This is a genomic window from Micromonospora lacuserhaii, from assembly GCF_036902735.1.
Classification (GTDB): domain Bacteria; phylum Actinomycetota; class Actinomycetes; order Mycobacteriales; family Micromonosporaceae; genus Micromonospora.
The window spans coordinates 168,186-194,293 of record NZ_JBAKHO010000006.1 but is presented as its reverse complement, the minus strand read 5'-3'; the positions used below and the strand labels follow the sequence as shown (position 1 = coordinate 194,293).

Annotated in this window: 24 protein-coding genes; 17 read left to right on the top strand and 7 right to left on the bottom strand. The window is 74.4% G+C overall.

Translation table 11 applies throughout. The annotated features are described in order from the left end of the window. Positions 1-15: 15 nt before the first annotated feature. Positions 16-528 (bottom strand): LytR C-terminal domain-containing protein, encoded by a 513-nt coding sequence (locus V6U81_RS06670; RefSeq protein WP_334485565.1) that lies wholly within the window; start codon positions 526-528, stop codon positions 16-18. Between the two features lie 435 nt (positions 529-963). Between V6U81_RS06670 and V6U81_RS06665 the strand changes: the two genes are divergently transcribed. Then, a complete protein-coding gene (locus tag V6U81_RS06665) occupies positions 964-1,260 on the top strand; it encodes a DUF4193 domain-containing protein (protein WP_067315205.1) in 297 nt (98 codons plus the stop codon). 132 nt (positions 1,261-1,392) lie between these two features. Next, on the top strand, positions 1,393-2,358 hold the full coding sequence (locus V6U81_RS06660) for a hypothetical protein (protein ID WP_334485510.1): 966 nt from the start codon (positions 1,393-1,395) through the stop codon (positions 2,356-2,358). Between the two features lie 51 nt (positions 2,359-2,409). Here V6U81_RS06660 and V6U81_RS06655 read toward each other — a convergent pair whose 3' ends face one another. Next, on the bottom strand, positions 2,410-2,925 hold the full coding sequence (locus V6U81_RS06655; protein ID WP_334485563.1) for a DUF3093 domain-containing protein: 516 nt from the start codon (positions 2,923-2,925) through the stop codon (positions 2,410-2,412). A 49-nt stretch (positions 2,926-2,974) separates the two neighbouring features. Between V6U81_RS06655 and dut the strand changes: the two genes are divergently transcribed. From dut to V6U81_RS06635, 4 genes are all read left to right on the top strand, one after another. Next, on the top strand, positions 2,975-3,547 hold the full coding sequence (gene dut / locus V6U81_RS06650) for a dUTP diphosphatase (RefSeq protein WP_334485508.1): 573 nt from the start codon (positions 2,975-2,977) through the stop codon (positions 3,545-3,547). 25 nt (positions 3,548-3,572) lie between these two features. Then, positions 3,573-4,250, top strand: a complete 678-nt coding sequence (locus V6U81_RS06645; protein ID WP_334485506.1) for a DUF3710 domain-containing protein — start codon at positions 3,573-3,575, stop codon at positions 4,248-4,250. Between the two features lie 237 nt (positions 4,251-4,487). Beyond that, positions 4,488-4,868: an OB-fold nucleic acid binding domain-containing protein gene (locus tag V6U81_RS06640; protein WP_334485504.1), complete on the top strand. Its 381-nt coding sequence runs from the start codon at positions 4,488-4,490 to the stop codon at positions 4,866-4,868. Next, on the top strand, positions 4,865-5,548 hold the full coding sequence (locus tag V6U81_RS06635) for a DUF3159 domain-containing protein (RefSeq protein ID WP_334485502.1): 684 nt from the start codon (positions 4,865-4,867) through the stop codon (positions 5,546-5,548). Before V6U81_RS06640 ends, V6U81_RS06635 begins: the two co-directional genes overlap by 4 nt. A gap of 51 nt (positions 5,549-5,599) precedes the next feature. Here the strand turns inward: V6U81_RS06635 and V6U81_RS06630 are convergent, their stop codons facing one another. Both V6U81_RS06630 and V6U81_RS06625 read right to left on the bottom strand, forming a co-directional pair. After that, complete coding sequence (locus V6U81_RS06630) at positions 5,600-6,289, bottom strand: potassium channel family protein (RefSeq protein ID WP_334485500.1); 690 nt, start codon at positions 6,287-6,289, stop codon at positions 5,600-5,602. A gap of 3 nt (positions 6,290-6,292) precedes the next feature. Next, complete coding sequence (locus V6U81_RS06625) at positions 6,293-6,958, bottom strand: potassium channel family protein (RefSeq protein ID WP_334485498.1); 666 nt, start codon at positions 6,956-6,958, stop codon at positions 6,293-6,295. Positions 6,959-7,119: 161 nt separating this feature from the next. Between V6U81_RS06625 and V6U81_RS06620 the strand changes: the two genes are divergently transcribed. The 4 genes from V6U81_RS06620 (at position 7,120) to dxs (ending at position 13,840) form a co-directional block, all read left to right on the top strand. Beyond that, positions 7,120-9,189, top strand: a complete 2,070-nt coding sequence (locus V6U81_RS06620; protein ID WP_334485496.1) for an APC family permease — start codon at positions 7,120-7,122, stop codon at positions 9,187-9,189. Beyond that, positions 9,186-10,448, top strand: coding sequence for a class I SAM-dependent RNA methyltransferase (locus V6U81_RS06615; protein ID WP_334485494.1), 1,263 nt, complete (start codon positions 9,186-9,188; stop codon positions 10,446-10,448). Before V6U81_RS06620 ends, V6U81_RS06615 begins: the two co-directional genes overlap by 4 nt. 230 nt (positions 10,449-10,678) lie before the next feature. Continuing rightward, entirely contained in the window at positions 10,679-11,839 is a 1,161-nt protein-coding gene (locus V6U81_RS06610) for an anhydro-N-acetylmuramic acid kinase (RefSeq protein ID WP_334485492.1), read from the top strand. Between the two features lie 48 nt (positions 11,840-11,887). Then, entirely contained in the window at positions 11,888-13,840 is a 1,953-nt protein-coding gene (dxs, locus tag V6U81_RS06605) for a 1-deoxy-D-xylulose-5-phosphate synthase (protein ID WP_334485490.1), read from the top strand. Between the two features lie 71 nt (positions 13,841-13,911). Here dxs and V6U81_RS06600 read toward each other — a convergent pair whose 3' ends face one another. Then, on the bottom strand, positions 13,912-15,105 hold the full coding sequence (locus V6U81_RS06600; RefSeq protein ID WP_334485488.1) for a hypothetical protein: 1,194 nt from the start codon (positions 15,103-15,105) through the stop codon (positions 13,912-13,914). 274 nt (positions 15,106-15,379) lie between these two features. Here V6U81_RS06600 and V6U81_RS06595 point away from each other — a divergent pair, with 274 nt between their 5' ends. Continuing rightward, a complete protein-coding gene (locus V6U81_RS06595) occupies positions 15,380-17,200 on the top strand; it encodes a DUF6311 domain-containing protein (RefSeq protein WP_420883983.1) in 1,821 nt (606 codons plus the stop codon). 37 nt (positions 17,201-17,237) lie between these two features. On the opposite strand, the gene V6U81_RS06590 is transcribed toward V6U81_RS06595, so the two are convergent. After that, a complete protein-coding gene (locus V6U81_RS06590) occupies positions 17,238-19,079 on the bottom strand; it encodes a DUF6311 domain-containing protein (protein ID WP_420883986.1) in 1,842 nt (613 codons plus the stop codon). Positions 19,080-19,228: 149 nt separating this feature from the next. On the opposite strand from V6U81_RS06590, the gene V6U81_RS06585 reads away from it, so the two are divergent. From V6U81_RS06585 to V6U81_RS06560, 6 genes are all read left to right on the top strand, one after another. Next, positions 19,229-20,518, top strand: a complete 1,290-nt coding sequence (locus tag V6U81_RS06585) for an outer membrane protein assembly factor BamB family protein (RefSeq protein ID WP_334485484.1) — start codon at positions 19,229-19,231, stop codon at positions 20,516-20,518. Beyond that, a complete protein-coding gene (locus tag V6U81_RS06580; RefSeq protein WP_334485482.1) occupies positions 20,515-21,774 on the top strand; it encodes an outer membrane protein assembly factor BamB family protein in 1,260 nt (419 codons plus the stop codon). Before V6U81_RS06585 ends, V6U81_RS06580 begins: the two co-directional genes overlap by 4 nt. Positions 21,775-21,915: 141 nt before the next feature. After that, positions 21,916-22,578, top strand: coding sequence for a response regulator transcription factor (locus V6U81_RS06575; RefSeq protein ID WP_334485481.1), 663 nt, complete (start codon positions 21,916-21,918; stop codon positions 22,576-22,578). Further along, positions 22,575-23,771, top strand: coding sequence for a sensor histidine kinase (locus tag V6U81_RS06570; RefSeq protein WP_334485479.1), 1,197 nt, complete (start codon positions 22,575-22,577; stop codon positions 23,769-23,771). Before V6U81_RS06575 ends, V6U81_RS06570 begins: the two co-directional genes overlap by 4 nt. A gap of 30 nt (positions 23,772-23,801) precedes the next feature. Beyond that, positions 23,802-24,701, top strand: a complete 900-nt coding sequence (locus tag V6U81_RS06565) for an AEC family transporter (protein ID WP_334485477.1) — start codon at positions 23,802-23,804, stop codon at positions 24,699-24,701. A gap of 161 nt (positions 24,702-24,862) precedes the next feature. Beyond that, the gene (locus V6U81_RS06560; RefSeq protein WP_334485475.1) at positions 24,863-25,252 is read left to right on the top strand and encodes a VOC family protein; all 390 of its coding nucleotides are present in this window, start codon (positions 24,863-24,865) and stop codon (positions 25,250-25,252) included. A gap of 54 nt (positions 25,253-25,306) precedes the next feature. On the opposite strand, the gene V6U81_RS06555 is transcribed toward V6U81_RS06560, so the two are convergent. After that, the gene (locus V6U81_RS06555) at positions 25,307-26,029 is read right to left on the bottom strand and encodes a hypothetical protein (RefSeq protein WP_334485473.1); all 723 of its coding nucleotides are present in this window, start codon (positions 26,027-26,029) and stop codon (positions 25,307-25,309) included. Positions 26,030-26,108 lie beyond the last annotated feature (79 nt).

Sequence of the window (26,108 nt, the reverse complement as noted above, 5' to 3'; positions counted from 1 at the left end):
GGTCCGGACGGGTGACTACTTCACCGGCATCGGGCAGGAGCCTTCCGGTGCGGTCGGCGCGCCCAGGTCACCGAGGGACTGGTTGACCTCGGTGGTGGTGGCCAGCTGCTGGAAGCCGTTGCCGAGCACGACGTCGACCGTGTCGTCCTTGCGCTTCGGGTCGTAGTCCCGGTCGGCGTTGTTGAGGAAGTACGCCCGCAGCAGATGCGCCGAGCCCGCACCCCTCGGGCCGAAGCGCAGCACCGCGACGCCGTCGACGCGCTTGGGGGCGTTGCCCTCCTTTTTCACCTGGAACTTGCGGTTGCGGAAGTCGTCCGCGACGTTGCCGGCCAGGCCGGGCTGGTTGGTCGCGTTGTAGACGTTGATCTTCACGTCCTTGGTCTCGCGCAGCCTGACGTCGGCGAGCGGCCAGCCGTCCGGGCAGCCCCCGGCCGTGCCGGCCTTGCCCTGGGTGTCCTTCACCAGCGCGACGACCACGAAGACCAGGGCGACGACCGCCAGAAGACCGACGACAACGAGTGCTCGCACTCGCGCAAAACTCATCTGGGCGCTCCCGGACAGAGGGTGGTGGTGGCGGCCGTTGGCGGTCGGGCCGCCCCGTCGGCCGTCGAGTACGCCGCTGAGGTTAACGGTTGTCCGACGGTCGCGTGGAAACAGTCCGACATGCCGGCGCGCCATCCGGGAACCGGGTAGTACTACCCCTATCTTCGTGTCGCCTGAGTCACATTGGGAACAACTCAGGGCGCAGGGGCGTACATCTCTGCCGCGAGGGCGGTATACATGCCTCGCCCGGGAGGGGGGTAAGGTACCGCGCTCGCTGGGGGAGTTTCCCTGGCGGTGCCGGCCCGAACGGCCGTCGGGTCGGGTGACCGACAGAAATGGTGGCCGGCCAGTGGGAACCGAAACAACGTCGTCCGGCGTTACCACCGGAAGCGACAATATCGATATGGGAGAGTGAAACCGATGGCCACCGACTACGACGCCCCGCGTCGCGACGAGGTCGACCTCGGCGAGGACAGCCTGGAAGAGCTCAAGGCCCGGCGGGTCGACTCACAGTCGGGCGCCGTGGACGTCGACGAGGCCGAGGTGGCCGAGAGCTTCGAGCTGCCCGGCGCCGACCTCGCCGACGAGGAGCTGACCGTCAAGGTCCTCCCGATGCAGCAGGACGAGTTCCGGTGCGGCCGGTGCTTCCTGGTCCACCACCGCAGCCAGCTGGCGGTCGAGCGCAACGGCGACCTGATCTGCCGCGAGTGCGTCTGACGCACCAACCCACCGGCGGCGGCCTCCTCCGTGGGGTCGCCGCTGCCCGAGCTGCCGTGCGGGTGCGGCGCGGAGCTGCTTGACTCGTAACACGCAGTTTCCACGCCGACGCAGGCACGGGAGGTCGGGCGCATGAACGAGCACGGCGAACGGAGCGACGGGTCCGGGGGGACCGTTCCGCACACCGGTGCCGGGCCGTACTCCGGTGTCCGTCCGGACGCGTCCGCGCGTCCGGACGCCGCCGGCGGGCCGGAGGTTCCGGCGCGCCCCCAGGCGGGGCACCACGACCCGGCCAGCGGCGCCCACCCGGCCGGGGCGGCGATCGTCGGGGGTGACCCCGCCGACCGGGCCGGCGACGAGCTGGGCGAGACCGTGGCGGCGCTGACCGCCGACGACATCGAACCGGCCCGCCGGCGGCAGCTGCTCACCCGGCTGGCCGGGCAGGCCCGCGCCCGTGGGCTGGGCGGCCTGTTCAAGCCGAGATCCGCGGTGCGCTGGATGACCGAGACGGTCGCCGACGTCGCGCCGCACGTACCCGTCCGGGACCTGGCCACCCTGCGCCGGCACTTCCCCGGGCTGGACGACGAGGCGCTCGCCGAGCGGCTTGTCCGCAACGCCGCCCGGGCCACCGCCGGGGTCGGCGCGGCCGGCGGGGGTGTGGCTGCCGTCGAGTGGGTGGTCACCCCGACCCTGCTCTCCGCGCCCGTGCTGCTGGCCGCCGAGACGGTCACCGTGGTGGCGATCGAGCTGAAGCTGATCGGCGAGCTGCACGAGGTCTATCGCACGCCGCTGCCCACCGGCGGCACCCAGCGGGCGGTCGCCCTGGTGCAGTCCTGGGCCAGCCAGCGCGGGATCAACCCGATGATGCCCGGCGTCGGGGTGAGCGCCGTGCTCGGCACCGCGGCCCGCAAGGAGCTGCGGGACACCCTGCTCAAGCGGTTCGGCCGCAACCTCACCACGCTCGGCCCGTTCCTCACCGGTGCCGCCGTGGCCAGCTACCTCAACCGCCGGGCCACCAGGACCCTGGCCGACCAGCTCCGGCGCGACCTGCGCCGGCAGCGCGACGCGCTGCCCGGCGGTCGGCGGGCGCTGCCCTGACCCCGTCGCCGCCCTCAGGCGGTGTCGCGGCTCAGGCGGTGTCGGTTGCCCTCAGGCGGTGTCGGGGGCCTTCACGGCGGCGTCGCGGGCCGTCAGGAGCGCGTTCGCCAGCTCGACCGGGTGCCGGCTGCTCACCACCCAGAACGGGGTCGGGTCGGCCGGGTCGGCCAGCACCACCTGCACCGCGCCGCCGATCCACGGCCGCTGCACCACGAAAGCCAGCGGATCCGCGCCCACCCCGAGCACCTCACGACGCCCGGCGGCGTCCAGCGGGACCGCGTCGGCCACGAACCGGACCGGCAGATGGGCGTCGTCCACCCACAGCTCGCCGTCGCGGACCGCGACCCGGACCCGGCCGAGCCGCCACAGGCCGACCGCCGTCGCCGGGATCAGCAGCACGAAGGGCAGCCAGGCCCGCACCCCGGACCCGCCCATCCAGATCTCGGCGGCGGCGAATGCGGCCAGCGCCAGCCCGGACAGCCAGAACCACCAGGGAAGGCCGAGCCGCTCGGAGTACGCCGCGACGGCCGCGGGAGGCGGGGCCGACGGCGACGGGGAAGGCGACAGGCTCACTCCTGCCAGGGTACGGCGCACGGCGGCCGGTCGACCCGGCAGGATGGCAGGGTCACCCCGCGAACGCCGATGGAAGAGGGAGACCGTGACCCACGTGGTACCCGTGCCCGTACGGCAGCTCGATCCGGAGCTGCCGTTGCCCGCGTACGCCCATCCCGGCGACGCCGGGGCCGACCTGGTCGCCGCCGCGGACGTCGAACTGCCCCCCGGCGGCCGGGCCCTGGTCCCCACCGGCGTGGCGCTGGCGCTGCCCGAGGGGTACGTGGGCCTGGTCCATCCGCGCTCCGGGCTGGCCGCCAGGCTCGGCGTGACGGTGCTCAACGCGCCCGGTACGGTCGACGCCGGCTACCGGGGTGAGATCCTGGTCAACCTGATCAACCATGATCGGGAGGTGCCGGCGAAGATCTCCCGTGGCGATCGCATCGCGCAGCTCGTTGTGCAGCGGGTGGAGCGGGTCGAGTTCCAGCCGGTGGCCGAGCTGCCCGAGTCGCGGCGCGGGGCCGGTGGGCACGGTTCCACCGGCGGGCACGTCGGGCTGGTGCCGGCGCCCGGTGGGCCGGCCGGAGAGGCCGGCCCGGACCGGGTCGGTGGGCGGACGGAAGAGGTGGCAGGGTGAGTGCGAACAGCGGAGGGTGGACGCAGTGATCTTCAGCCGTAAGCGGGCCGATGGCGGGCGGCACGCCCGTGACGAGCGGGCCGCCGAGGTCCTCGAGTCGTACGACGCCGAGGAGGCGACGGGACCGTCGCGCGGCCCGTACGACATCAGCGAGGTGTCGGACGACCTGGAGCGGCTCGACCTGGGCAGCCTGCACATCCCGGCGGTGCCCGAGGTCGAGGTGCGGGTGCAGGCCGACCCGCAGGGCGTGATCCAGCAGGTCGTGCTGGTGCACGGCGAGAGCGCGCTCCAGCTCGGCGTCTTTGCCGCGCCCCGCTCCGAGGGCATCTGGGACGAGGTGCGCGAGGAGATCCGGCAGTCCCTGTTCGCCGACGGCGCCGCCGCCCAGGAGGTCCAGGGCGAGTACGGCACCGAGCTGCACGCCCGGGTCCGTACCCCGGACGGCCTGACCGACCTGCGCTTCGTCGGCGTCGACGGGCCGCGCTGGATGGTCCGGGGCGTCTACCAGGGCGCCGCGGCGACCAACCCGGCCGCGGCCGGCCCGCTGTCGGTGTGCCTGGACGAACTGGTGGTCGACCGGGGGCAGGAGGCGAAGCCGGTCCGGGAGCCGCTGCCGCTGCGCCTGCCCCGCGAGGCCGGCGATCAGGCCGGCGAGCAGGCCGGCGGCGACGCCGCCCCGGCACCCGCCCCGCGCGAGGCCTGAGCTACCGCACCGGGCCCGGCAACCGACGCTTACGTCGGTGCCGGGCCCGGTCCGTGTCCGGGGCCGCCCGGGCTTCGGCGTGCCCTCTTGCACGGTGTCGCGGGCGTCCCCGGTCGGACCGGGTGCCGGACCCGACCAAGCGGCGGTCCGGCGTACGCTGGCGGGGCGGTTCCGGCATTCCGGGGCCGCGGCGGAGCCGGCACGAGCCGGCCGGCGTGGAGAGGTGACTCGGAGGTCATGTCGACCGACCAGGGCCGGGTGTCGCTGCGGCGCATCCTGCAACGGCTCACCGCGAGCGAGGCCGAGATCGAGGCGCAGGAACTCCAGCGGGAGAGCGCCCAGTGCGGCGGCGTGCCGGCCCGGCAGTGCACGCGCGGCCAGGTGGTCTCGGTCACCGGGCGGCTGCGCACCGTGGTCTACACGCCGCGGACCAACCTGCCCACGCTCGAGGCCGACCTCTACGACGGCAGCGACGTGGTGACCCTGGTCTGGCTGGGCCGGCGGCACATCGCCGGGATCGAGCCGGGCCGCCACCTCACCGCGCGCGGCCGGGTGGCCCTCCGGGACGACCGCAAGGTCATCTACAACCCGTACTACGAGCTGGAGTCGCCGAAGTGACGACGGGACAGCACCCGGCCACCGAGCCGGTCACCGGCCCCCAGGACGACGAGCGGCTGCCCAGCCTCGCCGAGCAGATGGCCGACCAGCTCGGCGGCTGGCGGGGCCTGGTCGAGTCGAGCGTCCCGGTGGTGGTCTTCGTCCTGGCCAACGTGCTCGGCGAGCTGCGCCCGGCGGTGATCGCCTCGGTCGGCGTGGCGCTGCTGATCGCCGTGGTCCGGCTGGCCCAGCGCCGTCCGGTCCGGCACGCGGTCAACGGGCTCCTGGGCATCGGCATCGGCGCGGCCATCGCCTGGCGTACCGGCGACGAGCGGGACTTCTACCTCCCCGGCATCCTCTACGGCATCGGCTACGGGGTGGCGCTGCTGGTGTCGGCGGCGATCCGCCAGCCCCTGGTGGGCTGGATCTGGTCGGTGCTGGTCGCCAAGGGGCGCGCCGAGTGGCGGGACGACCCGCGCCTGGTGCGCACCTTCACCCAGCTCACCGTGCTCTGGGGCGTGGTCTGGCTGGCCAAGGTCGGCGTGCAGGCCGCCCTCTACCTGGCCCACCAGGACACCGCGCTGGGCGTGGCCCGACTCGCCCTGGGCTACCCGCCGTACGCGCTGCTGCTGCTGATCACGGTCTGGACGGTCCGCCGGGTCACCCGGGAGACCGCGCCGCAGCCGCTGCCCGGCGCCTGACCCCCCGCCCGCCGGCCGGGTGGCCGGCGGGACCTTCCGGTGGCGTCCGGCTCAGCCGGCGCCTCGGGTCCGCTCGACGCTGTCCGGGCCGAGGATCACCGCGCGGACCTCGTCCTCGACCGCGGCGGTGCACACGAAGATCAGCTCGTCGCCCGCCTCGATCGGGTCGTCCGGGCTGGGCACCAGCACCCGCTTACCCCGCAGAATCGCCACCAGCGCCGCGTCCCGGGGGATCGGCACCGCGTGGATCGGCTGGCCGACGTAGGGCGCCGTCGGCGGCAGGGTGATCTCCACCAGGTTCGCCTCGCCCTGCCGGAAGGTCATCAGCCGGACCAGGTCGCCGACGGTCACCGCCTCCTCGACCAGGGCGGCCATCACCCGCGGCTTGCTGACCGAGACGTCGACGCCCCACTGCTCGGTGAAGAGCCACTCGTTCTCGGCCCGGTTGACCCGGGCCACCACCCGGGGCACGGCGAACTCGGTCTTGGCCAGCAGCGACACCACCAGGTTGACCTTGTCGTCCCCGGTCGCCGCGACCACCACGTCGCAGCCGGCGACGTTCGCCTCCTCCAGGCTGGCCAGCTCGCACGCGTCGGCCAGCACCCAGTCGGCGGCGGGGACCCGGTCCGGCCGGAGCATCTTGGGCTGGCGCTCGATCAGCATCACCTGGTGGCCGTTGTCGATCAGTTCCTGGGCGATCGAGCGGCCCACGTTGCCGGCGCCGGCGATGGCGATCCGCATGGCTCAGTGCCCTCCTTCGGGCGGCGTCGCGGCCACCGTGGTGACCGAGGCGACGATGTCATCGGTGACCAGCACGTAGAGCTGGTCACCCTCCTGCACCACGGTGGACGCGGTGGGCAGCGTGCCGATGCCGAACCGGGTCAGGTACGCCACCCGGGCGCCGGTGGCCTCCTCCAACTGGTGCAGCGGCCGGCCGACCCACTCCTTGTGCACCGGAATTTCCATGATCGAGACCGTGCTGGTCGGATCCCGGAAGATCTCCACGTTGCCCTCGGGGACCAGGTGCCGCAGCATCCGGTCGGCCGTCCAGCGGACGGTGGCCACGGTGGGGATGCCGAGCCGCTCGTAGACCTGGGCGCGGCGCTGGTCGTAGATGCGCGCGGCGACCCGGGAGACGCCGAACGTCTCGCGGGCCAGCCGGGCCGAGATGATGTTGGAGTTGTCGCCGCTGGAGACGGCCGCGAAGGCGTCCGCCCGCTCGATTCCGGCCTGCCGCAGCACCTCGCCGTCGAAACCGGCGCCGGTCACCGTGATGCCGGCGAAGTCGGGGCCGAGCCGGCGGAAGGCGTCGGCGTCCTGGTCGATCACGGCCACCGAGTGACCCCGGGCCTCCAGGCTGTGGGCCAGGGTCGAGCCGACCCGACCACAGCCCATGATCACGACATGCACGGTGCCCCTCCCAAGGTGCCGCCCGTCACCGGCGGGCCTGTCGTCTGCGAGCCTGCCACGTCCGGCGGGCCGGCGGGGGACCGACGGTACCCCGCGGGTGGGGGAGGGGGTGATCAGGCACCCCCACCGCGCGACGGGGGGTGGTCGTACCCTTAGCGCTTGTGGCCAGTCCCACCTCGCTGCTGAAGCGACTCCTCGTCGGTCGACCGTTCCGGTCCGACCGGCTCCAGCACACCCTCCTGCCCAAGCGGATCGCCCTGCCGGTCTTCGCCTCCGACGCCCTCTCCAGCGTCGCGTACGCGCCCGACGAGATCCTGCTGACGCTCTCCATCGCCGGGGCGTCGGCCTTCTTCTTCTCCCCGTGGATCGCCCTCGCGGTCGTCGTGGTGATGCTGACCGTGGTGGCCAGCTACCGGCAGAACGTGCACGCCTACCCCTCGGGGGGCGGCGACTACGAGGTGGCGACGGTCAACCTGGGGCCCCGGGCGGGGCTCGCGGTGGCCAGCGCGTTGCTGGTCGACTACGTGCTCACCGTCGCGGTGTCGGTCTCCTCCGGGGTGGCGAATCTCGGCTCGGTGGTGCCCTTCGTGGCCACCCACAAGGTGCTGATCGCGGTGACCGCGGTGGTGCTGCTCACCGCGATGAATCTGCGCGGCCTGCGCGAGTCCGGCACCGCGTTCGCCATCCCGACGTACGGCTTCGTGATCGTGATCGGCGGGATGATCCTCACCGGCCTGGTCCGGTACTTCATCCTCGGCGACGACCTGCGCGCGCCGAGCGCCGGGCTGGAGATCCAGGCGGAGCACAGCGTCACCGGCTTCGCGCTGATCTTCCTGCTGCTGCGCACCTTCTCCTCCGGCTGCGCCGCGCTCACCGGTGTCGAGGCGATCTCCAACGGGGTGCCGGCGTTCAAGGCGCCGAAGAGCCGCAACGCGGCGACCACCCTGCTGCTGCTCGGCACGATCTCGGTGAGCATGCTGGTCGGCATCATCTGGCTGGCCCGGCTGACCGGCCTCCAGTTCGTCGAGGACCCGGCCCGGCAGATCATCTCCGGCCCCGACGGGTACGTGCAGAAGACCGTCACCACCCAGCTCGGCGAGACGGTCTTCGGTTCCGGTTCGGGGCTGCTCTACGTGGTCGCCGGGATGACCGCGCTGATCCTCTTCCTGGCCGCGAACACCGCGTTCAACGGCTTCCCGGTGCTCGGCTCGATCCTGGCCCAGGACCGCTACCTGCCCCGGCAGTTCCACACCCGCGGCGACCGGCTGGCCTTCTCCAACGGGATCGTCTTCCTCGCCGTCTTCGCGATCGTGCTGATCGTCGGCTTCCAGGCCGAGGTGACCCGGCTGATCCAGCTCTACATCGTCGGCGTCTTCGTCTCCTTCACGCTCTCCCAGGCCGGCATGATCCGGCACTGGAACCGGCACCTGCGTACCGAGCGGGACCCGGAGGCCCGGCACCGGATGATCCGCTCCCGGGCGATCAACACCTTCGGCATGGCGATGACCGGCATCGTGCTGATCATCGTGCTGATCACCAAGTTCCTGCTCGGCGCCTGGATCGCCATCGCCGCGATGGCGGTGATCTACCTGCTGATGCTGGCCATCCGTCGGCACTACGACCGGGTCGCCGCCGAGCTGGAGCCGACCGAGGTCCGGGGCGTGCTGCCCGCCCGCAACCACGCCATCGTGCTGGTCAGCAAGCTGCACCAGCCGACCCTGCGGGCGATCGCGTACGCCCGGGCCACCCGGCCGGACACGCTCACCGCGGTGACCGTCAACGTCGACGACAAGGACACCCGGTATCTGCAGGAGGAGTGGGAGCGGCGGGAACTGCCCGTCCCGCTGACCGTGGTCGACTCGCCGTACCGGGAGATCACCCGGCCGATCCTCAACTTCGTCGCCTCCACCCGCCGGGCGTCGCCCCGGGACGTGGTCACGGTCTTCATCCCCGAGTACGTGGTGGGCCGTTGGTGGGAGAACCTGCTGCACAACCAGAGCGCGTTGCGCCTCAAGGGGCGGCTGCTCTTCGAGCCGGGCGTGATGGTGACCAGCGTGCCGTGGCAGCTCGCCTCCACGGCCAGCAAGAATCTCCAACGATTGGACGAGACATTGAGCCGTACCCCGGCCCGTGGGCCCCGGGTGGCGCCGCGCAGCACCCTGCCACCGAGTGTCCCGCCGGTGGTCTCCACCCCGCCGGGCGACGGCGGCCCGACCGGCGACCGTTCGTGACCGTCCCGTCGCGCGCCGACGCCGGCGCGGAGCAGCGGCGCGGGCTGGAGGAGGCCGAGCGGGTCGAACTGACCGTCGACGCGGTCGCCCCCGGCGGGCACTGCGTGGCCCGGGTCGACGGCCAGGTGGTCTTCGTCCGGCACGCGCTGCCCGGCGAGCGGGTGGTCGCCGAGGTGACCGAGCTGTCCAAGGGCTTCGCCCGGGCCGACGCGGTGGAGATCCTCGATCCGTCGCCGGACCGGGTCGAGCCGCCCTGCCCGTGGGCGAAGCCGGACCGGTGCGGCGGCTGCGACCTCCAGCACGTCGCTCCCGAGGCCCAGCTGGCCTGGAAGGTCGCCGTGGTCCGCGAGCAGCTCACCCGGCTCGGCGGGCTCACCGACACCGAGATCGACGCGCTCGGCGTCACCGTCGAGGCGCTGCCGGGCGGGCCGCTCGGCTGGCGCTCCCGGGTCCGCTACGCGGTGGACGCCGCCGGCCGGGCCGGGCTGCTCAAGCACCGCTCGCACGAGGTCGTCCCGATCGACTACTGCCGGATCGCCCACCCGGCGATCCAGGAGCTGCCGGTGCTCACCCCGTCGGGCGCGCGCTGGCCGGACGCCGAGGCGGTCGAGACGGTCGCCTCCACCGGCGGGGACGTCAGCGTCACCACGGTCACCGAGGGGGTGCCCGCCACCGTCAGCGGCCCGGAGACGGTTCGCGAGCGCGCCGCCGGCCGGGATTGGGTCCTGCCCGCTGCCACCTTCTGGCAGGTCCACCCGGCCGCCGCCGACGTCCTCGTCGGCGCGGTCCTCGACCTGCTCTCCCCGCAGCCCGGCGAGAGCGCCTGGGACCTGTACGGCGGGGCCGGCCTCTTCGCCGCCGCGCTCGCCGGCCGGGTCGGGCCGGACGCCCGGGTCACCCTCGTCGAGTCCTCGGCGCAGGGCGTCGCCGCCGCCCGGCAGAACCTGGCCGACCTGCCCCGGGTGGAGGTGGTCGCCGCCCGGGTGGAGACCGCCCTGGCCCGCCGCCGGATCACCGGCCCGGTGAACCTGGTGGTGCTCGACCCGCCGCGCTCCGGCGCCGGCGCCGACGTGGTCCGCGACGTGCTGGCCGCCGGGCCGCGCGCGGTCGCGTACGTGGCCTGTGACCCGGCCGCCTTCGCCCGGGACGTACGCACCTTCACCGGGGCCGGCTGGCGGCTGGCGGGGCTGCGCGGGTACGACCTGTTCCCGATGACCCAGCACGTGGAGCTGGTCGGCCTGTTCCTGCCGCCGGCCTGACCGGCCCCGCAACGATCGGGGCCGACGCCGCACCGGAGCCGAGCGCCGTCGTCGAGGGCGGCGACGGTGCCGGTCCGGGCCCTGGGAGCCGAGGGTGTCTCTCGGCGGCTTTGCTCTGCTGCACTCCACGCAACACCTGGCGTCCGGTATCCGGACATCCGGTGTTGCCGTCGCTGCAGCAGAGCAAAGCGTGCGGTGAAGGGTGCCGGCGTGGCGGCTAGCCTGGCCGGGTGAAGATCGTTGGGCTGATGTCGGGGACGTCGTACGACGGAGTGGACGTGGTGGCCGCCGAGTTCACCCTCGACGGGGAGACGCTGGCGCTGCGCCCGCTCGGGCACCACAGCCTCGATTACGACGACGGGCTGCGGGCGCAGATCGCGGCGCTGTTGCCGCCCGCCGGCACCACCATCGAGGCCGTCTGCCGGCTCGACAACCGGCTCGGGGAGGTCTTCGCCGAGGCGGCGGCGGTCGGCGTCGAGCTGGCCGGCGGTGCGGCCGATGCGGTCGTGTCGCCGGGGCAGACCGTCTTCCACTGGGTCGAGCAGGGCCGGGCGTGCGGCACCCTGCAGCTCGGCGCGCCGGCGCGGGTGGCCGAGCGGGTCCGCGTACCGGTGCTCAGTGACCTGCGGTCCGCGGATGTCGCGGCCGGCGGGCAGGGGGCGCCGCTGGTGCCGGTCTTCGACGCTCTGCTGCTCGACGCGGCCGTCGGGCCGCGCGCGGCACTCAATCTCGGCGGCATCGCCAACCTCACCGTGGTCGCGCCGGGCGTCCCGGTCCTCGGGTACGACGTGGGCCCGGCCAACGCGCTGCTCGACGCGGCGGCCCGGCGGCTGCTGGGCCGCCCCTGCGACCTCGACGGGGCCCGGGCGGCGGCCGGCCGGGTGCACCTGGGCCTGCTGGACCTGCTGCTCGCCGAGCCGTACTACGCCGCCCCGCCGCCCAAGTCCACCGGCAAGGAGCTCTTCCACGCCGGCTACCTCGACGACCGGCTGGCCGCGCTGGCCGAGCCGGTGGCCCCGGACGACGTGCTGGCCACGCTGACCGAGCTGACCGCCCGGACGGTGGCCGCCGAGTGCGACCGGCACCGCGTGACGGAGGTCATCGCGGCCGGCGGCGGGGTGCGCAACCCCACCCTGCTGGGTCGGCTGGCCGCCCTCGGCGCGGGCCGGTGGCGGCTGCGGGTCACCGACGAGCTGGGCATCCCGGCGCAGGCCAAGGAGGCGTACGCGTTCGCCCTGCTCGGCTGGCTCTCCTGGCACGGCCTGCCGGGGGCCGTCCCGTCGGTGACCGGCGCCCGCCGGGCCGCCGTGCTGGGCTCCTGGACCCCCGCCGGGCCGCCGCACGACCGGACCCCGGCGACACCCCCGCGCCGGCTGGTCGTGGCGGTGTGATCCACGGCCGAGCTGCGGCCTCGTGGGCGGCCGATAGACTCTCTCGTCATGAGTGTTGAAGAGGACACGGCCCACCACCACGGTCGGCTGCTGGGCGCCGTCCGCGGCCCGCAGGACGTGAAGCGGATGACCGGCGAGCAGCTGGACATCCTCGCCGCCGAGATCCGTGACTTCCTGATCGCCAAGGTCTCCCGCACCGGTGGGCACGTCGGCCCCAACCTGGGTGTGGTGGAGCTGACCCTGGCCATGCACCGGGTCTTCGACTCCCCGCGCGACCGGCTCCTGTTCGACACCGGCCACCAGTCGTACGTGCACAAGATCCTCACCGGCCGGCAGGACGGCTTCGACAAGCTCCGCCAGCGCGGCGGCCTCTCCGGCTACCCGAGCCAGGCCGAGAGCGAGCACGACCTGATCGAGAACTCGCACGCCTCCACCGCCCTGTCGTACGCCGACGGGCTGGCCAAGGCGTACGCGCTGCGCGGCGAGCAGCGCAGCGTGGTCGCGGTCGTCGGCGACGGCGCGCTGACCGGCGGCATGTGCTGGGAGGCGCTGAACAACATCGCCACCGCCGGCAACCCCCTCGTCATCGTGGTCAACGACAACGGCCGGTCATACTCGCCGACCATCGGCGGCCTCGCCGACCACCTCTCCTCGCTGCGGCTCAACCCCGGCTACGAGAAGGTCCTCGACACGGTCAAGGACGCCCTCGGCAACACCCCGTTCGTCGGCAAGCCGATGTACGAGGTGCTGCACGCGGTCAAGAAGGGCATTAAGGACGCGGTCGCCCCGCAGGCCATGTTCGAGGACCTCGGCATCAAGTACGTCGGCCCGGTCGACGGGCACGACATCGCCGCCGTCGAGTCGGCGCTGCGCGCCGCGAAGAACTTCGGCGGCCCGGTGATCGTGCACGCGGTCACCCGCAAGGGCTACGGCTACCGCCCGGCCGAGGAGGACGAGGCGGACTGCCTGCACGGCCCGGGCGCCTTCGACGCCGAGACCGGCCGGCTGCTCGCCGCCCCGTCGGTGAAGTGGACCCAGGTCTTCGCCGAGGAGCTGGTCGCGGTCGCCGACGAGCGCCCCGACGTGGTGGGCATCACCGCCGCGATGGCCGAGCCGACCGGCATCGCCGCGCTGGCCCGCAAGCACCCCGACCGGGTGTACGACGTCGGCATCGCCGAGCAGCACGCCGCGACCTCGGCGGCCGGCCTGGCGATGGGCGGCCTGCACCCGGTGGTGGCGGTCTACGCGACCTTCCTCAACCGCGCCTTCGACCAGGTCCTGCTGGACGTGGCGATGCACAAGCTGCCGGTGACCTTCGTGCTGGACCGGGCCGGCATCACCGGCCCGGACGGACCGAGCCACTACGGCATCTGGGACATGTCGGTCTTCGGCGTGGTGCCCGGCCTGCGGATCGCCGCGCCCCGCGACGCCAGCACCCTCCGCGAGGAGCTGCGCGAGGCGGTCGCCGTCGACGACGGCCCGACCATCGTCCGCTTCCCGACCGGCACCGTCGCCGCCGACCTGCCGGCGCTGCGCCGGGTCGGCACCGTCGACGTGCTCTCCGAGGCGGCGCGGACCGACGTGCTGCTGGTCGCGGTGGGCTCCTTCGGCCAGCTGGGCATGGAGGTCGCCGCGCGCCTCGCCGAGCAGGGCTACGGGGTGACCGTGGTCGACCCGCGCTGGGTCCGCCCGGTCCCGGCCGAACTGGTCGAGCTGGCCGCCGGGCACCGGCTCGTGGTCACCGTCGAGGACGGCGTCCGGGTCGGCGGCGTGGGTGACGCCCTCGCCCAGGCGATGCGGGACGCCGACGTCCGGGTTCCGCTGCGTGACCTGGGCGTGCCGGCCGACTGGCACCCGCACGGCACCCGCGCGCAGATCCTCGCCGACCTGCGGCTGACCGCCCAGGACGTGGCCCGGGACGTCACCGGCTGGATCTCCGGTCTCGACTCCGAGCCGGTGGAGCCGGTCCGGCTGCCCGCCCGGGACGTCAGCGCCAACTGATCCCGTACGCCCGACGGGCGGTCCCGGTTCTCCGGGGCCGCCCGTCGGGCGTACGCCCCGCGTCCCGACGGTCAGCGACCGCCGGCGGAGCGGTAGTAGGTCTTCTCCGCGGTGGCCAGGCTGAACGTCTGCTTCGCGGCCGGCATCGGCACCACCACCAGGCCCGGGCGGTCCACCAGCCGGGGCGTGCCCGGGGGCACCGAGAGCGAGGCGTCCCGGCTGGCGCGCCAGCTCAGCACCACCAGGGGCTGCCCGGGCACCGGCAACACGTACGTCTGCAACGGGTTGGACCGGTCGGCCGGCGACACCACCGGGTCGCCGTCGCCGGCCGGCCGGTAGACCACCGAGGTCATCGTGCCCGACGCGGTCTCCCAGGTGAGCTGTTCCAGGTCCCCGGGGGCATCCCCGCCGCCCAGCGCCATCTCGCCGATGCCCCGGACCGTCAGCTTCTCCAGCGGCCACGACTCCGGCACCGAGCGGGGTGCGTCCCGGTCGCCGATGCGGCGCGGGATGCTGCCGAAGGGTCCCAGGTCGCCGGTGAGCACGCAGGTGTCCAGCCCGTCGAGGGCCCGTCGGCCGGAGCCGGTCTCGTCCCGCACCAGCGGGTAGCGGGGGCCGGTGGTGGCGGTGCCCAGGTCGAGCAGCCGGTCCGCCGCGCGACCCCGGGGCAGCGACTCGGTGGCCCGCAGCGTCGCGGTGACCGGCACCGCCGTGCAGGGCGGCACGGCCACCTTCGCGGTGAGCCCGTCGGTCACCAGCAACGCCCGGCCGTCCGGGCCGAGCAGCCGCACGACCCGGCCGGAGGTGAGGTAGCGGCGGCCGTCGTCGAGCTGCACCGGGAGCACGTCGGCGTAGGCCAGGTAACCGGGGTCGGTGTACTCGGTGGCCCGGTTGACCGCGTACCGGCCGTCGGAGCCGGTGAGCTGGAGCAGCCAGGAGGCGGCCTCACCCGGCACGTCGGCGGCGACCAGGGCCAGCGGGGTGCCGTCCACCTCCCCGGACCAGAGGATGCCGGAGGAGGGCAGGTGCGCCCGGTCGTCGATCGGCGAGCGCCAGGCGCGCACCGCCGCGCTCACGGCCTCCGTCGCCGCGGCGTCGCCGACCAGCGCGCCGCGCGGCGGCCACACCTTGAGGGTGCCGTCCAGGCTGTCGTAGCCGACCCGCAGCTCCCGGGCCTCGCGCTCGGCGACCGGCCCACAGGCCGTCGCGGTCAGCGCCACCGCCAGCAGCGCGGCGGTGATCCCGCCCCGGCGCGCTGGTGCCACCCGTCCGCCCCCGATTCGCCTCGCCGTCCTGTCGGAAGCTGACATGGTACGCAACCGCCGGGGCCGCCCGGGGGTCGGCACGCCCGGCGGCCACAAGGGACACCAGCGTGGATTTCGGACCAATCTCCGACTCGGGTAGACTCCGCCGACTGTGACGTCTGCCGAGCCCCGTGGCGAATCCGCACCGGACCCCGACGACTCCCGGGGTTCCGGCCACGCCGCCACGGCGACCGTCACCGCACCTCCGCCCGCCCCGGCCAGGATCGCCCCGCCCGTGACCCCCTCCGCCGTACCGGAGACGCCGTCGCGCGTACCCGGGAAGGAGCCGGCGGCGGCCGCGCGGACCCGGCGGTGGCGGTGGACCCCGCGGCGCAAGGACCTGGTGGTGTACGGGATCTTCCTGCTCGCCGCGCTCTGGGTGACCAGCCAGCTCTGGGTCGACCCGGCCGACCGGGTGGCCGCCCTCTACAGCGGCGACCCCGCCCAGGTGCAGTTCTTCCTCGCCCACTCGGTGCGGGTGGTGCTGCACGGCGAGTTCCCGTTCTACACCGACCAGTTCAACTACCCCGACGGCGTCAACCTGATGGCCAACACGGCCGTGCTGGCGCTGGGCATCCCGATGGTGCCGGTCACCCTGCTCTTCGGACCCGCGGTGTCCTTCGTGGCGCTGATCACCCTCGGCCTCACCGGCACCGCCGCGGCCTGGTACCACGTCTTCTCCCGGCACCTCGTCCGCCGGCGGCTGGCCGCCGCCGTCGGCGCCTGGTTCTGCGGGTTCTCGCCGGCGATGCTCTCGCACGCCAACTGGCACCCCAACATCATCTCCCAGTTCCTGCTGCCGTTCATCGTGTGGCGGGTGCTGGTGCTCACCCGGTCGGCCCGCCCGCTGCGGGACGGGGTGCTGCTCGCCCTGCTGGTCACCGCGCAGGCGTTCATCAACGAGGAGATCCTGCTCTTCACCGCGCTGGCCTGCGGCGTCTTCCTGACCGCGATGGTGGTGCAGCGGCCGGCGCTCGGGCGGGGAGCCGCGCGGCCACTGGTGGTGGGGCTCTCCGCGTGCGCGGTGCTGGCCGGGGCGCTGCTGGCCTACCCGCTCTACATCCAGTTCGCCGGGCCGATGGCCTACCACGGCCTGACCGATGCGGTCCGCGACTACGGCAACGACATCGCCGCCTTCTTCGCCCCCGGCTCGCCCACCTTCGGCGGCAACGAGCGGGCCAACGTCAACCTCGCCCCGAACTACTCCGAGGAGAACGCCTTCTTCGGCTGGAGCCTGTCCCTGATCGCCGTCGGCGTGGTGATCTGGCTGCGCCGGGAGGTGATGGTCCGGGCGCTCGCCGCGACCGGGCTCTTCTTCGCCGTGCTCTCCCTCGGCGAGCGGGTGTCCTGGTGGGACCGGGACCTGGTCGCCGGCCCGTGGGAGCTGCTGGTCCGGCTGCCGCTGCTGGACGCGGTGGTGCCGACGCGGTTCGCCCTGATCACCTCCGTGGTGATCGGTGTGCTGCTGGCGCTGGCCGTGCAGCGGGCCTGGACGCTGCGCGGCGCCGAGTGGCGGCACGCCCGGACGGTCACCGTCGCCGCGCTGGTGCTGGCGCTGCTGCCGATCGTGCCGATGCCGCTGAAGGTCACCTCCCGCCCGCCGGTGCCGGACTTCATCACCGCCGACCGCTGGCGGGAGTACGTCGGCCCGGACCAGACCCTGGTGCCGGTGCCGGTGCCCAGCATGGGCAACACGCACGGAATGCGCTGGGCGGCGGCCACCAACCTCGGCTTCAAGATGCCGGGCGGCTACTTCCTCGCCCCGCGCAACGGCAACACCGGCGACCCGGGCCGCTTCGGCGGCCGGCCCAGCGGCATCGGCCGGCTGCTCGACCAGGTCGCCACCACCGGGCGCAGCCCGAAGCTGAACGACCGCCAGCGCCGGCGCTGCCTGGACGAGCTGCGGCACTGGAACGCCGCCGTCCTGGTGCTGCCGGTGGGCCAGTCCCACGCCGAGCCGCTGCGCCGCACCGTCGAGCAGCTGGTCGGCCCGGGCCGGCGGGAGCTGGATGTGTGGGTGTGGGACGTCCGGCCGCTCAGCGCCCGCTCCGCCTGACCCGGCCGCCGCGCTCCGCGGCCGGCGGTAGACCCGCTCAGCCGACCAGCGGGCGGACGTCCCAGAGCCACACGTCGTCGACCCGGCGGCCCGGGCCGAGCAGGCCGGTCATCAGCTCGCGCAGCACCGCCTCCCGCGGGTGGGCGCCGAGCACCACCACCGACGCCCGCCAGTAGCGCAGGTCCGCCGCCGCCTGACGGCGATTCTCCTCGGTCAGCGCCGGCACGGTGCCCGAGTCCATGGCGGAGTAGATCAGCGTGCTGGTGGGCCGGAGCGGCGCCCCGAAGACGCCCTCACCGTTGGCGTTCGGGCCGATGAAGTAGCCCCCCGGCACCGGGAACTCGTGCCCGGTCAGCGCGCTCCAGCGCAGCGTCGACAGGCCGTGCACGTTGCTCGGGACCGGCACCGGCACCAGGGTGCGGCCGTCCGGGACGTACGGGCGCCAGCCGCCGGCGGTGATGAAGTGCGGCGGCGGGTCGACGTGCTGCGCGGGCAGTGGGCGGGGCACCAGCGGCAGCACGGCGAGGGTGAGTGCCGCGTACCCGACCGGGCGGACCCAGCGGCGCCGGGCCGGTGCGGCGGACGCCGCCCCGGCGGTGCCGATCGCGTCGTCGGCGGCGGCGCGCGGGGCCGGCACCCGGTGAGCGCGGCCGTAGCCGGCCACCGCGTCCCAGGCCAGCGCGAGCAGGACGCCCACCGCCGCGGCCACCACCAGGGTGAGCCGGGTCGGCATCATCATCTCCACCAGCGGCAGGTCGTCCGGGACGTACGCCCACGGGCCGTCGATCCCGGTCTCCACCCCGTCGAAGCGCACCTTCGGGCCGATCGCCGCGACGCTGAAGACCACCACCAGCACGCCCACGATCCGGGCCGCCGGGCTGCGCCGCCAGAGCAGCACCAGGGCGGCCAGCACGACCAGCACCAGCGGCCAGCCGAACCAGGTGTTCTGCTCGGTCAGGCCGATGGTCCGCTCGACCGCCTCGTCGCCGGCGACCGTGTCCCGGGCGAAGGTGACGAAGGCGACCAGGTCCTCGCCCCAGTTGTGGAAGACCCCGCCCTGCAACCCGCGGTAGGACTGCGGGCCGTTGAACTGGTACCAGATCGGGTAGCCGGTGAGCAGCAGGGCCAGCCCGCCGCCGACGCCGAGCGACGCCAGGAAGCCGCCGGCCCGCTCGCGCGCCGCCCGGGGCCGCTGCACCGCGTACGCGAGGACCACCGCCAGGCAGCCCAGCGCGGTGAGCAGCAGCATCTCCTCGTTGATGAAGATCTGGTACGCCACCAGCAGCCCCAGCGCCACCCCGTCGCGCCGCCACCGGCCCGGCCGGCCCAGCCGCAGCACCCGGGCCACGATCACCGGCAGCAGGAAGTTGGAGACGAAGTTGGGCTGCCCGTTGGCGTGGTGCACGATGCCCGGGGCGAAGCCGAGGAAGGCGCCGCCGACGAAGGCCGCCGCCCGCGAACGCACCAGGTGCCGGGAGAGCATCCAGTACGACGTGCCGGCGGTCGCCGCGAGCGCACCGCCCAGGTAGAGCGCGTACGTCACCTGCGGGCCGAACAGGAGGGTGACCGGGGCCAGCGGCAGGGTCATCCCCAGCAGTGAGGTGTTGGCCATCATGTTCACCCCGTCCGGGGCGTTCTGCCGGGCGCTGAACAGCGGGTTCTCCAGGTGCCGCAGCGAGTACGCGCCGTGCGAGAAGAGCCACTCGAACCAGCTGTGGTCCGTCGGCAGGTGCGAGGAGACCCGGTGCTGCACGTCCACCCAGTAGTTGAGGCACACGAAAACACCGAGCAGCACATAGGCTCCGATGGCCAGGACGTCGGCCCGCGCCGGTCGCCGGCGGGCCCGTCCGATCGGGCCGGCCGTCCCGGGCTCGGCCACGCCGGGCGCGGAGGTCGGGTTCAACGAGGGATCTACCACCGGCACAGCCACGACGCGCCATCGTACAGGCGACGACGGGCCGGACCGGGCGGCCCGGTGGGCGTCCCACGGGCGCTCCCGGCGCGATGACGGCGGTCGGGGAGGCGCGCGTGACGATCATCGAGCTGGGTGAGGTGCGCGACGACGCCGAGCCGGAGCCGCCCCGCCGGCCATCGGGCACCGTGGGCCGGCCGGGCCGGATCGCGCTCGTGCTGGTGCTCGCCCTGGTGGCGGTCGGCGGCGCGGCCCCGCCGCAGCGCCGCGAGCCGTTCACCGTGCCGGCCCGGTCCGGCTCCGCCGCGTACCTCACCGGCGACCGGCTCCTGGTCACCGAGCCGGCGGACGCGGCGACCGGCCGCGCCGGCCAGCTCTCCGCGTACGCCGTCCCGGCCGCCGGCGCCGGGCCGCTTTCGCCGCTGTGGCGGGTACCGGTGCCGGCCGCCGGGGGGTACGGCGGCCTCCGGATCTGGAACGGTCTGGTCTTCCTCGTCAGCGGGGCGCAGCGGGACGGGCCGTTCCGGACCTTCGCCTTCGACCTGGCCACCGGCCGCCCGCGCTGGGAGCAGCCGGGTGCCGGCTTCGAGGCGGGGGACGGCCTGCTGATCATCAACGATCTGGCGGGCGAGTCGCGTGGCGTCCGCCTCCTCGACCCGGCCACCGGCCGGCCCCGCTGGACCCTGCCGGTGGTGCCGGGCGCCACCAGCTACCGGTTCCGCTCCGACGGTGTCGACCGGATCGTGCTCACCCCGGCGACCGGGCCGGCGGAGGTCCGGGACGCCCGCACCGGCCTGCTGCTGCGCCGCGCCCCGATCAACTCCGGTGACCTGCCCGTGGTCCAGCAGGCGCAGGTGGTCGACGACCTGCTGCTGGTGGTCCGTGACTACGCCTCCCGGGTCACCGCGTACGGACTCGACGGGCTGGAGCGGCGCTGGGAGCTCCGGCTCGGGCTGATCTCCGGCTTCGCCGACTGCGGGACGGTGATCTGCGCATACGGGCAGACCGGCGGCGTGTGGGGGCTCGACCCGGCGACCGGGACGGTGCGCTGGCGGGCCCCGGGCTGGCGGACGGTCACCGGCGAGCGGGCGGGGCGGCTCCTGGCCAGCTTGCCGGCCTTCGGAGCCCAGGAGGCGTACGCCTTCCTGGACGCGGCGACCGGCCGGCCGATCAGGGAGGTCGGCTCCTGGAACCTGGCCGCCTGGTATCCGCCGGACGGGCGGCTGGTGGGGTTGCGTCCCACCCCCGACGGCCGGCTGGTCGTCGCCGAGCTGGACCTCGACACCGCCCGGGCGCGGGTGCTCGACGTGCTGCCCGGGGTGTCCGGCGAGTGCCAGGCCGGCGGTGACCTGCTGCTCTGCCGTCGGGAGGACGACTCCTACGGGCTGTGGAGGCTGACCGCGTGACCGTCATCGACCTCGGCGAGCTGCGGCACGACGACCAGCCCGCCCCCGAGCCCCGCCGACCTCGCGCCGTCGGTCGTCCACTGCGGGTCGCCGTGGCCGGGCTGCTGGCCCTGCTCTCCCTGGTGGCGGCGGCGCCCCCGCCCGACCGGCCGGTCCGGCTGGTCAGCCGGACCCTCCCCGAACCGGCCTTCCTCGTCGCCGGCGAGCTGCTCGTCCTGGTGGAGAGCACGGGCGGCGGGTCGCTGCCGGCACGCCGGCTGCACGCCCTGGCGCTCGCCGACGGCCGGGAGCGGTGGACCTGGGCGCTGCCGGGCGGCGCGCAGCTCGCCGGGTTCGACACCGTGGCCGACGGCGTCGTGGTCTCGCTCGACACCGGCCGGGGGCAGGAGAGCGTGCTGCTCGACCGGGGCGACGGGCGGGTGCGCTGGCGGCAGCCCGGCGTGGCGGTGCCGACCGGCGACGGCGGGCTGCTGCTGAACACGAACACCACCGGCGAGGTGATCCTGCGCCGGGTGCACCCGGTGTCCGGGGCGGTCCGCTGGACGGCGGCCATGCCGTTCGGGATGGTCATGTACCGGATGGCCGGCCCGCGGATCGCGGCGATCGTGGTGGTCGACGACGGTGGCCGGGTCGAGATCCGGGACCCGGCCACCGGCGTCCGAAGGTTCGCCTTCCGGGTGCCAGCCGCCCGGGACGAGACGTACGAGGTGTCGCAGGTGGTCGGTGACCTGCTGCTGGTCGACGGCGAACCGGGTCAGCTCGACGCGTACGAGCTGGACACCGGGAAGCGGCGCTGGCAGCTGCCGTACGACCGGCCGGCCCCGTTCGCGTACGAATGTGACAGCGCGGTCTGCGTGGGCCGGCCGAACGGGGGGATGCGGGTGCTGGACCCGGCCACCGGGCGGCCCCGGTGGGCGGGCGAACAGTGGGCCCCGGCGTTCCGGGTCGGTGACCGGCTGTTGGCCGCCCGCGCCGGCGAGAGCGATCAGCTCGCCCTGCTCGACCCGGCGACCGGCCGGGTCACCGCCGACCTGGGCCGGTGGCGACTGCTCGGTGGACCGTGGCTCCCACGGCCGCTGCTGCTGACCCGCCCGCTCGCCGGTGATCGCCACCTCGTCGGTGAGCTGGACGCCGAGGGCGCGATCCGGCTCCGGGACGTCGTGCCGGAGGCCGGTGATCTCTGCTCCGCACAGCGGGGGGCGATGGTCTGCTGGGGGCACACCGGCGAGCTGCGACTCTGGCGGCTGACCCGCTGACCCGCTGACCCCTCCGCCCGACCGACCGGTTCGGCCCGACCGCTCGGCGCGCCGGGGTGATCGCGCCGGCCGCGGGGGTGGCCCACCGGTGAGCTTGGCAACCGGCACTAGGTTGTCGGGCAGGTCGGCGAGGAGGTCCGGATGCGGGTGTTGGTGGTCGAGGACGAGCGGAACCTCGCCGACGCGATCGCGCGCGGGTTGCGCAAGCGGGGGATGGCGGTCGACGTGGCGTACGACGGGGACGCCGGCCACGAGGCCGCCTTCGTCACCCGGTACGACGTGGTGGTGCTCGACCGGGACCTGCCCGGGGTGCACGGCGACCAGATCTGCGCCGACCTGGCCGCCTCCGGCACGCTGACCCGGGTGCTGATGCTCACCGCCAGCGACTCGGTCGCCGACCGGGTGGCCGGGCTGGGGTTGGGCGCCGACGACTACCTGCCCAAGCCGTTCGCCTTCGACGAGCTGGTCGCCCGGGTGCAGGCGCTGGGCCGCCGGGCCACCCCGGCCGCCCCGCCGGTGCTGGCGGTCGCCGACGTGGTCATCGACCCGGCCCGGCGGGTGGTCACCCGGGGCGGTGCCCCGGTCGACCTGACCAACAAGGAGTTCGGCGTGCTCTGCGAGCTGGTCAAGGCGCGCGGGGCGGTGGTCTCCAGCGAGGAGCTGCTGGAACGGGTCTGGGACGCCAACACCGATCCGTTCACCACCATCGTCCGGGTCACCGTCATGACGTTGCGCAAGAAGCTCGGCGACCCGCAGCTGATCGAGACGGTGGTCGGCGCCGGCTACCGAACGGTGAACTCGTGAGCGCGCGGCTGCGTCCCACGCTGCGGCTGCGGCTGACCCTGCTCAACGGGGTGCTGCTGGTCGGCGCGGGGGCGATCCTGGTGGGGCTGGCCTGGCTGCTGGTCCGCGACGCGCTGCGGCCCAGCGACGAGCTGCGGCCGGGCACCACCGTGCTGCTGGCCGACGGCCGCTCGCTCGACGCCGCGGTGTGGCAGCGCCAGCTGGTCGACGCCGCGTCGCAGGAACTGCTGCTCAAGGGCCTGGTCGCGCTGCTGGCGATCAGCGTGGTCGGGGTCGCCGGGGCGTACCTGGTGGCGGGCCGGGCCCTGCGCCCGCTGCGCCAGGTCACCGCGACCGCGCGGCGCCTCGGCGAGGCCACCCTCGACCAGCGGATCGGCTGGTCCGGCACGGACGACGAGGTGGCCGAGCTGGCCCGTACCTTCGACGCGATGCTGGACCGGATCGCCGCCGCGTTCGAGGCGCAGCGACGGTTCGTCGCCAACGCCTCGCACGAGCTGCGGACCCCGCTGGCGGTGATGCGGACCGAGATCGACGTGACCCTCAGCGACGACGAGGCGGACACCGCCGAGTACCGCCGGATGGCCACCGTGGTCCGGGACGCCTCCGAGCGGGCCAACGGACTGGTGGACGCGCTGCTGGTGCTGGCCCGCAGCGAGGCGCAGGCCGGCCGGCGGCTGGCCCGCCGGGCCGAGTGCGACCTGGCCACCGGTACGGCCAACGCGCTCTCCGCGGTGGCCCGCGAGGTGGAGCGGATCGGGCTGCGGGTGCAGACGTCGCTCCGGCCGGCCCCGGTGGTCGGCGACCCCGGGCTGCTGGACCGGCTGGCCGGGAACCTGATCGAGAACGCGGTCCGCTACAACCACCTGAACGGGCGGATGTGGGTGCGGACCGGCACCGACGGGCGCAGTTCCTGGCTGGTGGTGGGGAACACCGGCTTCGAGGTCGACCAGGCCGACGTGCCGGGGCTGTTCGAGCCGTTCCGCCGGGGCGGCCGGGAACGGACCGGGGCGCGCGGCTCCGGCCTGGGACTCTCCATCGTCCGGGCGGTCTGTGACGCGCACGGCGGCACCGCGCAGGTGGACGCCCGCAAGGGCGGCGGGCTGGAGGTGACGGTGACCCTGCCGTCGGCAGACGCCACGGTCGCCGCGCCCGCCGGCCGTCCGGGTGCCGTCCCGCCGGTCGCCCGGCCGTAGCCCCGGCGGGCCACTGCGTAGGCTGCTCGGGTGCTCGCCGCCTTCGTACCCATCTGGGTGCTCACCGGGCTCGGCTGGTGGATCGGTCGACGGCGGCTGCTGGGGGCGGAGGCCGAGCGGGTGCTCGGCGCTTTTGTCTTCCGCCTGGCCATGCCGGCGGCGCTGTTCACCACGCTCTCCCGGACCCGGCTGGCGGTGCACCCGAGGGCCCTCGCCGCCTTCGCCGTCAGCACCTTCGTCACCATGGGAGTGGCCTTCGTCCTCGGCGCGGTGCTGCGCCACCGGCCCGTCGGCGAGGCCACGATCGCGGCGATGGCCGCCGGGTACGTCAACTCGGCGAACCTCGGCATCCCGGTGGCGTTGCAGGTGCTCGGCGACGCCGCCTTCCTCACCGAGGTGCTGCTCTTCCAGGTGCTGGTGGTGACCCCGGTGATCCTGGTGCTGCTCGACCGCGGCGCCGGCCGGCCGCTGCGCCCGGGCCGGCTGCTGACCCTGCCGCTGCGCAACCCGGTGATCGCCGGACCGGCCCTCGGCGCGCTCTGCTCCGGCCTGGACTGGCAGCCGCCGCAGCTGGTGGCCGCGCCGCTGGCGCTGCTCGGCGCGGCGGCCGTACCGACCGCGCTGGTCGCGCTCGGGCTGTCGCTGACCGGCGCCGGCCCCCGCCCCGGCGGGAAGGGCGAGGTGGCCGTACTGTCCGGGTTGAAGCTGCTGGCACAGCCGCTGGTCGCCTGGTCGGTGGGGCTGCTGGCCGGGGTCGGCCGGGCCGATCTGCTGGCCCTCGTGGTGTGCGCGGCGCTGCCCACCGCCCAGAACACCTACATCTTCGCCCGGGAGTACGGCGGCGGTCAGGCGGTGGCCCGGGAGACGGTCATCGCGACCACCGCGCTGTCGATGGTCACCCTGGCGGTGGCCGGGGCGCTGCTGAGCTGAACCGGGGCTTGTCAGACGTGACCGGCGGCTGACATGATCGTCCGGTCAGCCCGAGCCGATGAGAGGGGGTGCGGCGATGTCCACCATGACCTGTCCCGCGCCCCGCACCGACCACCGCTGACCATCCGCGGGGCGCCTCCATTCCATTCGGAGGAAACACCGTGACCGCACGGATCAGATGCGTCACCGTCGAATCGGACGACCCCTACACCCTCGCCACCTGGTGGTCCGGGGTGCTCGACCGCCGGCTGCACGACGACGACTTCCCGGGTGACCCGGAGGCCGTCCTGCTCGCGCCGCCCGGCGAGGGCCCGGACCTGCTCTTCGTCCGCGTCGAGGAACGGCACGGCAAGGGCGCGTTCCACCTCGACGTGGAGCCCACCGAGCGAACCCGGGACGCCGAGGTCGAGCGGCTGCTCGGGCACGGCGCGAGCCTGGTGACCGACCGCCGACGGCCGGACGGCACCGGCTGGGTGGTGCTGGCCGACCCGGAGGGCAACGAGTTCTGCGTGTGCCGCGGCGAGGCGGAACGCGCCGCCACGGCCGGCTGACGGGAACGGGCCCCGTCCACCACGGTGGACGGGGCCCGGTTCACGCCGTACGGGTCAGGACCGCTGCTCGATCTGCCCGCGCATGGTGGCGAACTCGGCCTTGGCCGCGTCGGCGGACTTGAAGAACATCACGACCATGCCGAGGCTGCCCTTGTCGGACCAGAGGCACACGCCCAGCGGGACCTGCTCGGTCTTGCCGTCGCCGCAACGGGCCTCGCCGCCGAGCGGACCGGCGTCGACCGCGGTCATGTTGCTGACGGCCAGCTCGGTGGAGAGCCCCTTGACCGCGTCGTCCAGCTCCTTCTTCGGGTCGGCCAGCAGGCCGGACGCGGCGGCGATCATGACCAGGTCCTGCTTGGCCGGGTCGCCGTAGAAGGCGCCGACCGCGCCGCTCTCGTTCTGCACCGAGGACTTCATCTCGGTGACCATCTGGTCGGAGAGCGCCTTCAGCTCCGGGTCGGTGATCTGCTTGCGGCCGGCCAGGGTGGTCGGCGCGACGACCTTGGTGTTGGTCGCGTCGACCGCCTCCTTGACCTCGTCCTTGAAGGCGAACGCGGCGATCGCGGCGCCGCCGACGCAGAGCACCAGCAGCACGGCGAGGACGATCAGCACGATCTTGAGGGCGGACTTCTTCTTGGCCGGCGCGGGCGGCTCCCCGTAGGGCTGGCCGGGCTGGGCCGCGAACGTCGGGTCCTGCGGCGACGGGTGACCGCCGGGCTGCGGGTACGCGCCGCTCTCCGGCTGAGAGGGGTAGGGATTGGCCGGCGGCTGGGACATCAGGTCAGCTCCAGGTCTACGTGACAAAGACCGTGATCTTAGCCAGACCCGCTCTGGTCCCGCCGCCCCGCCCGAGCCG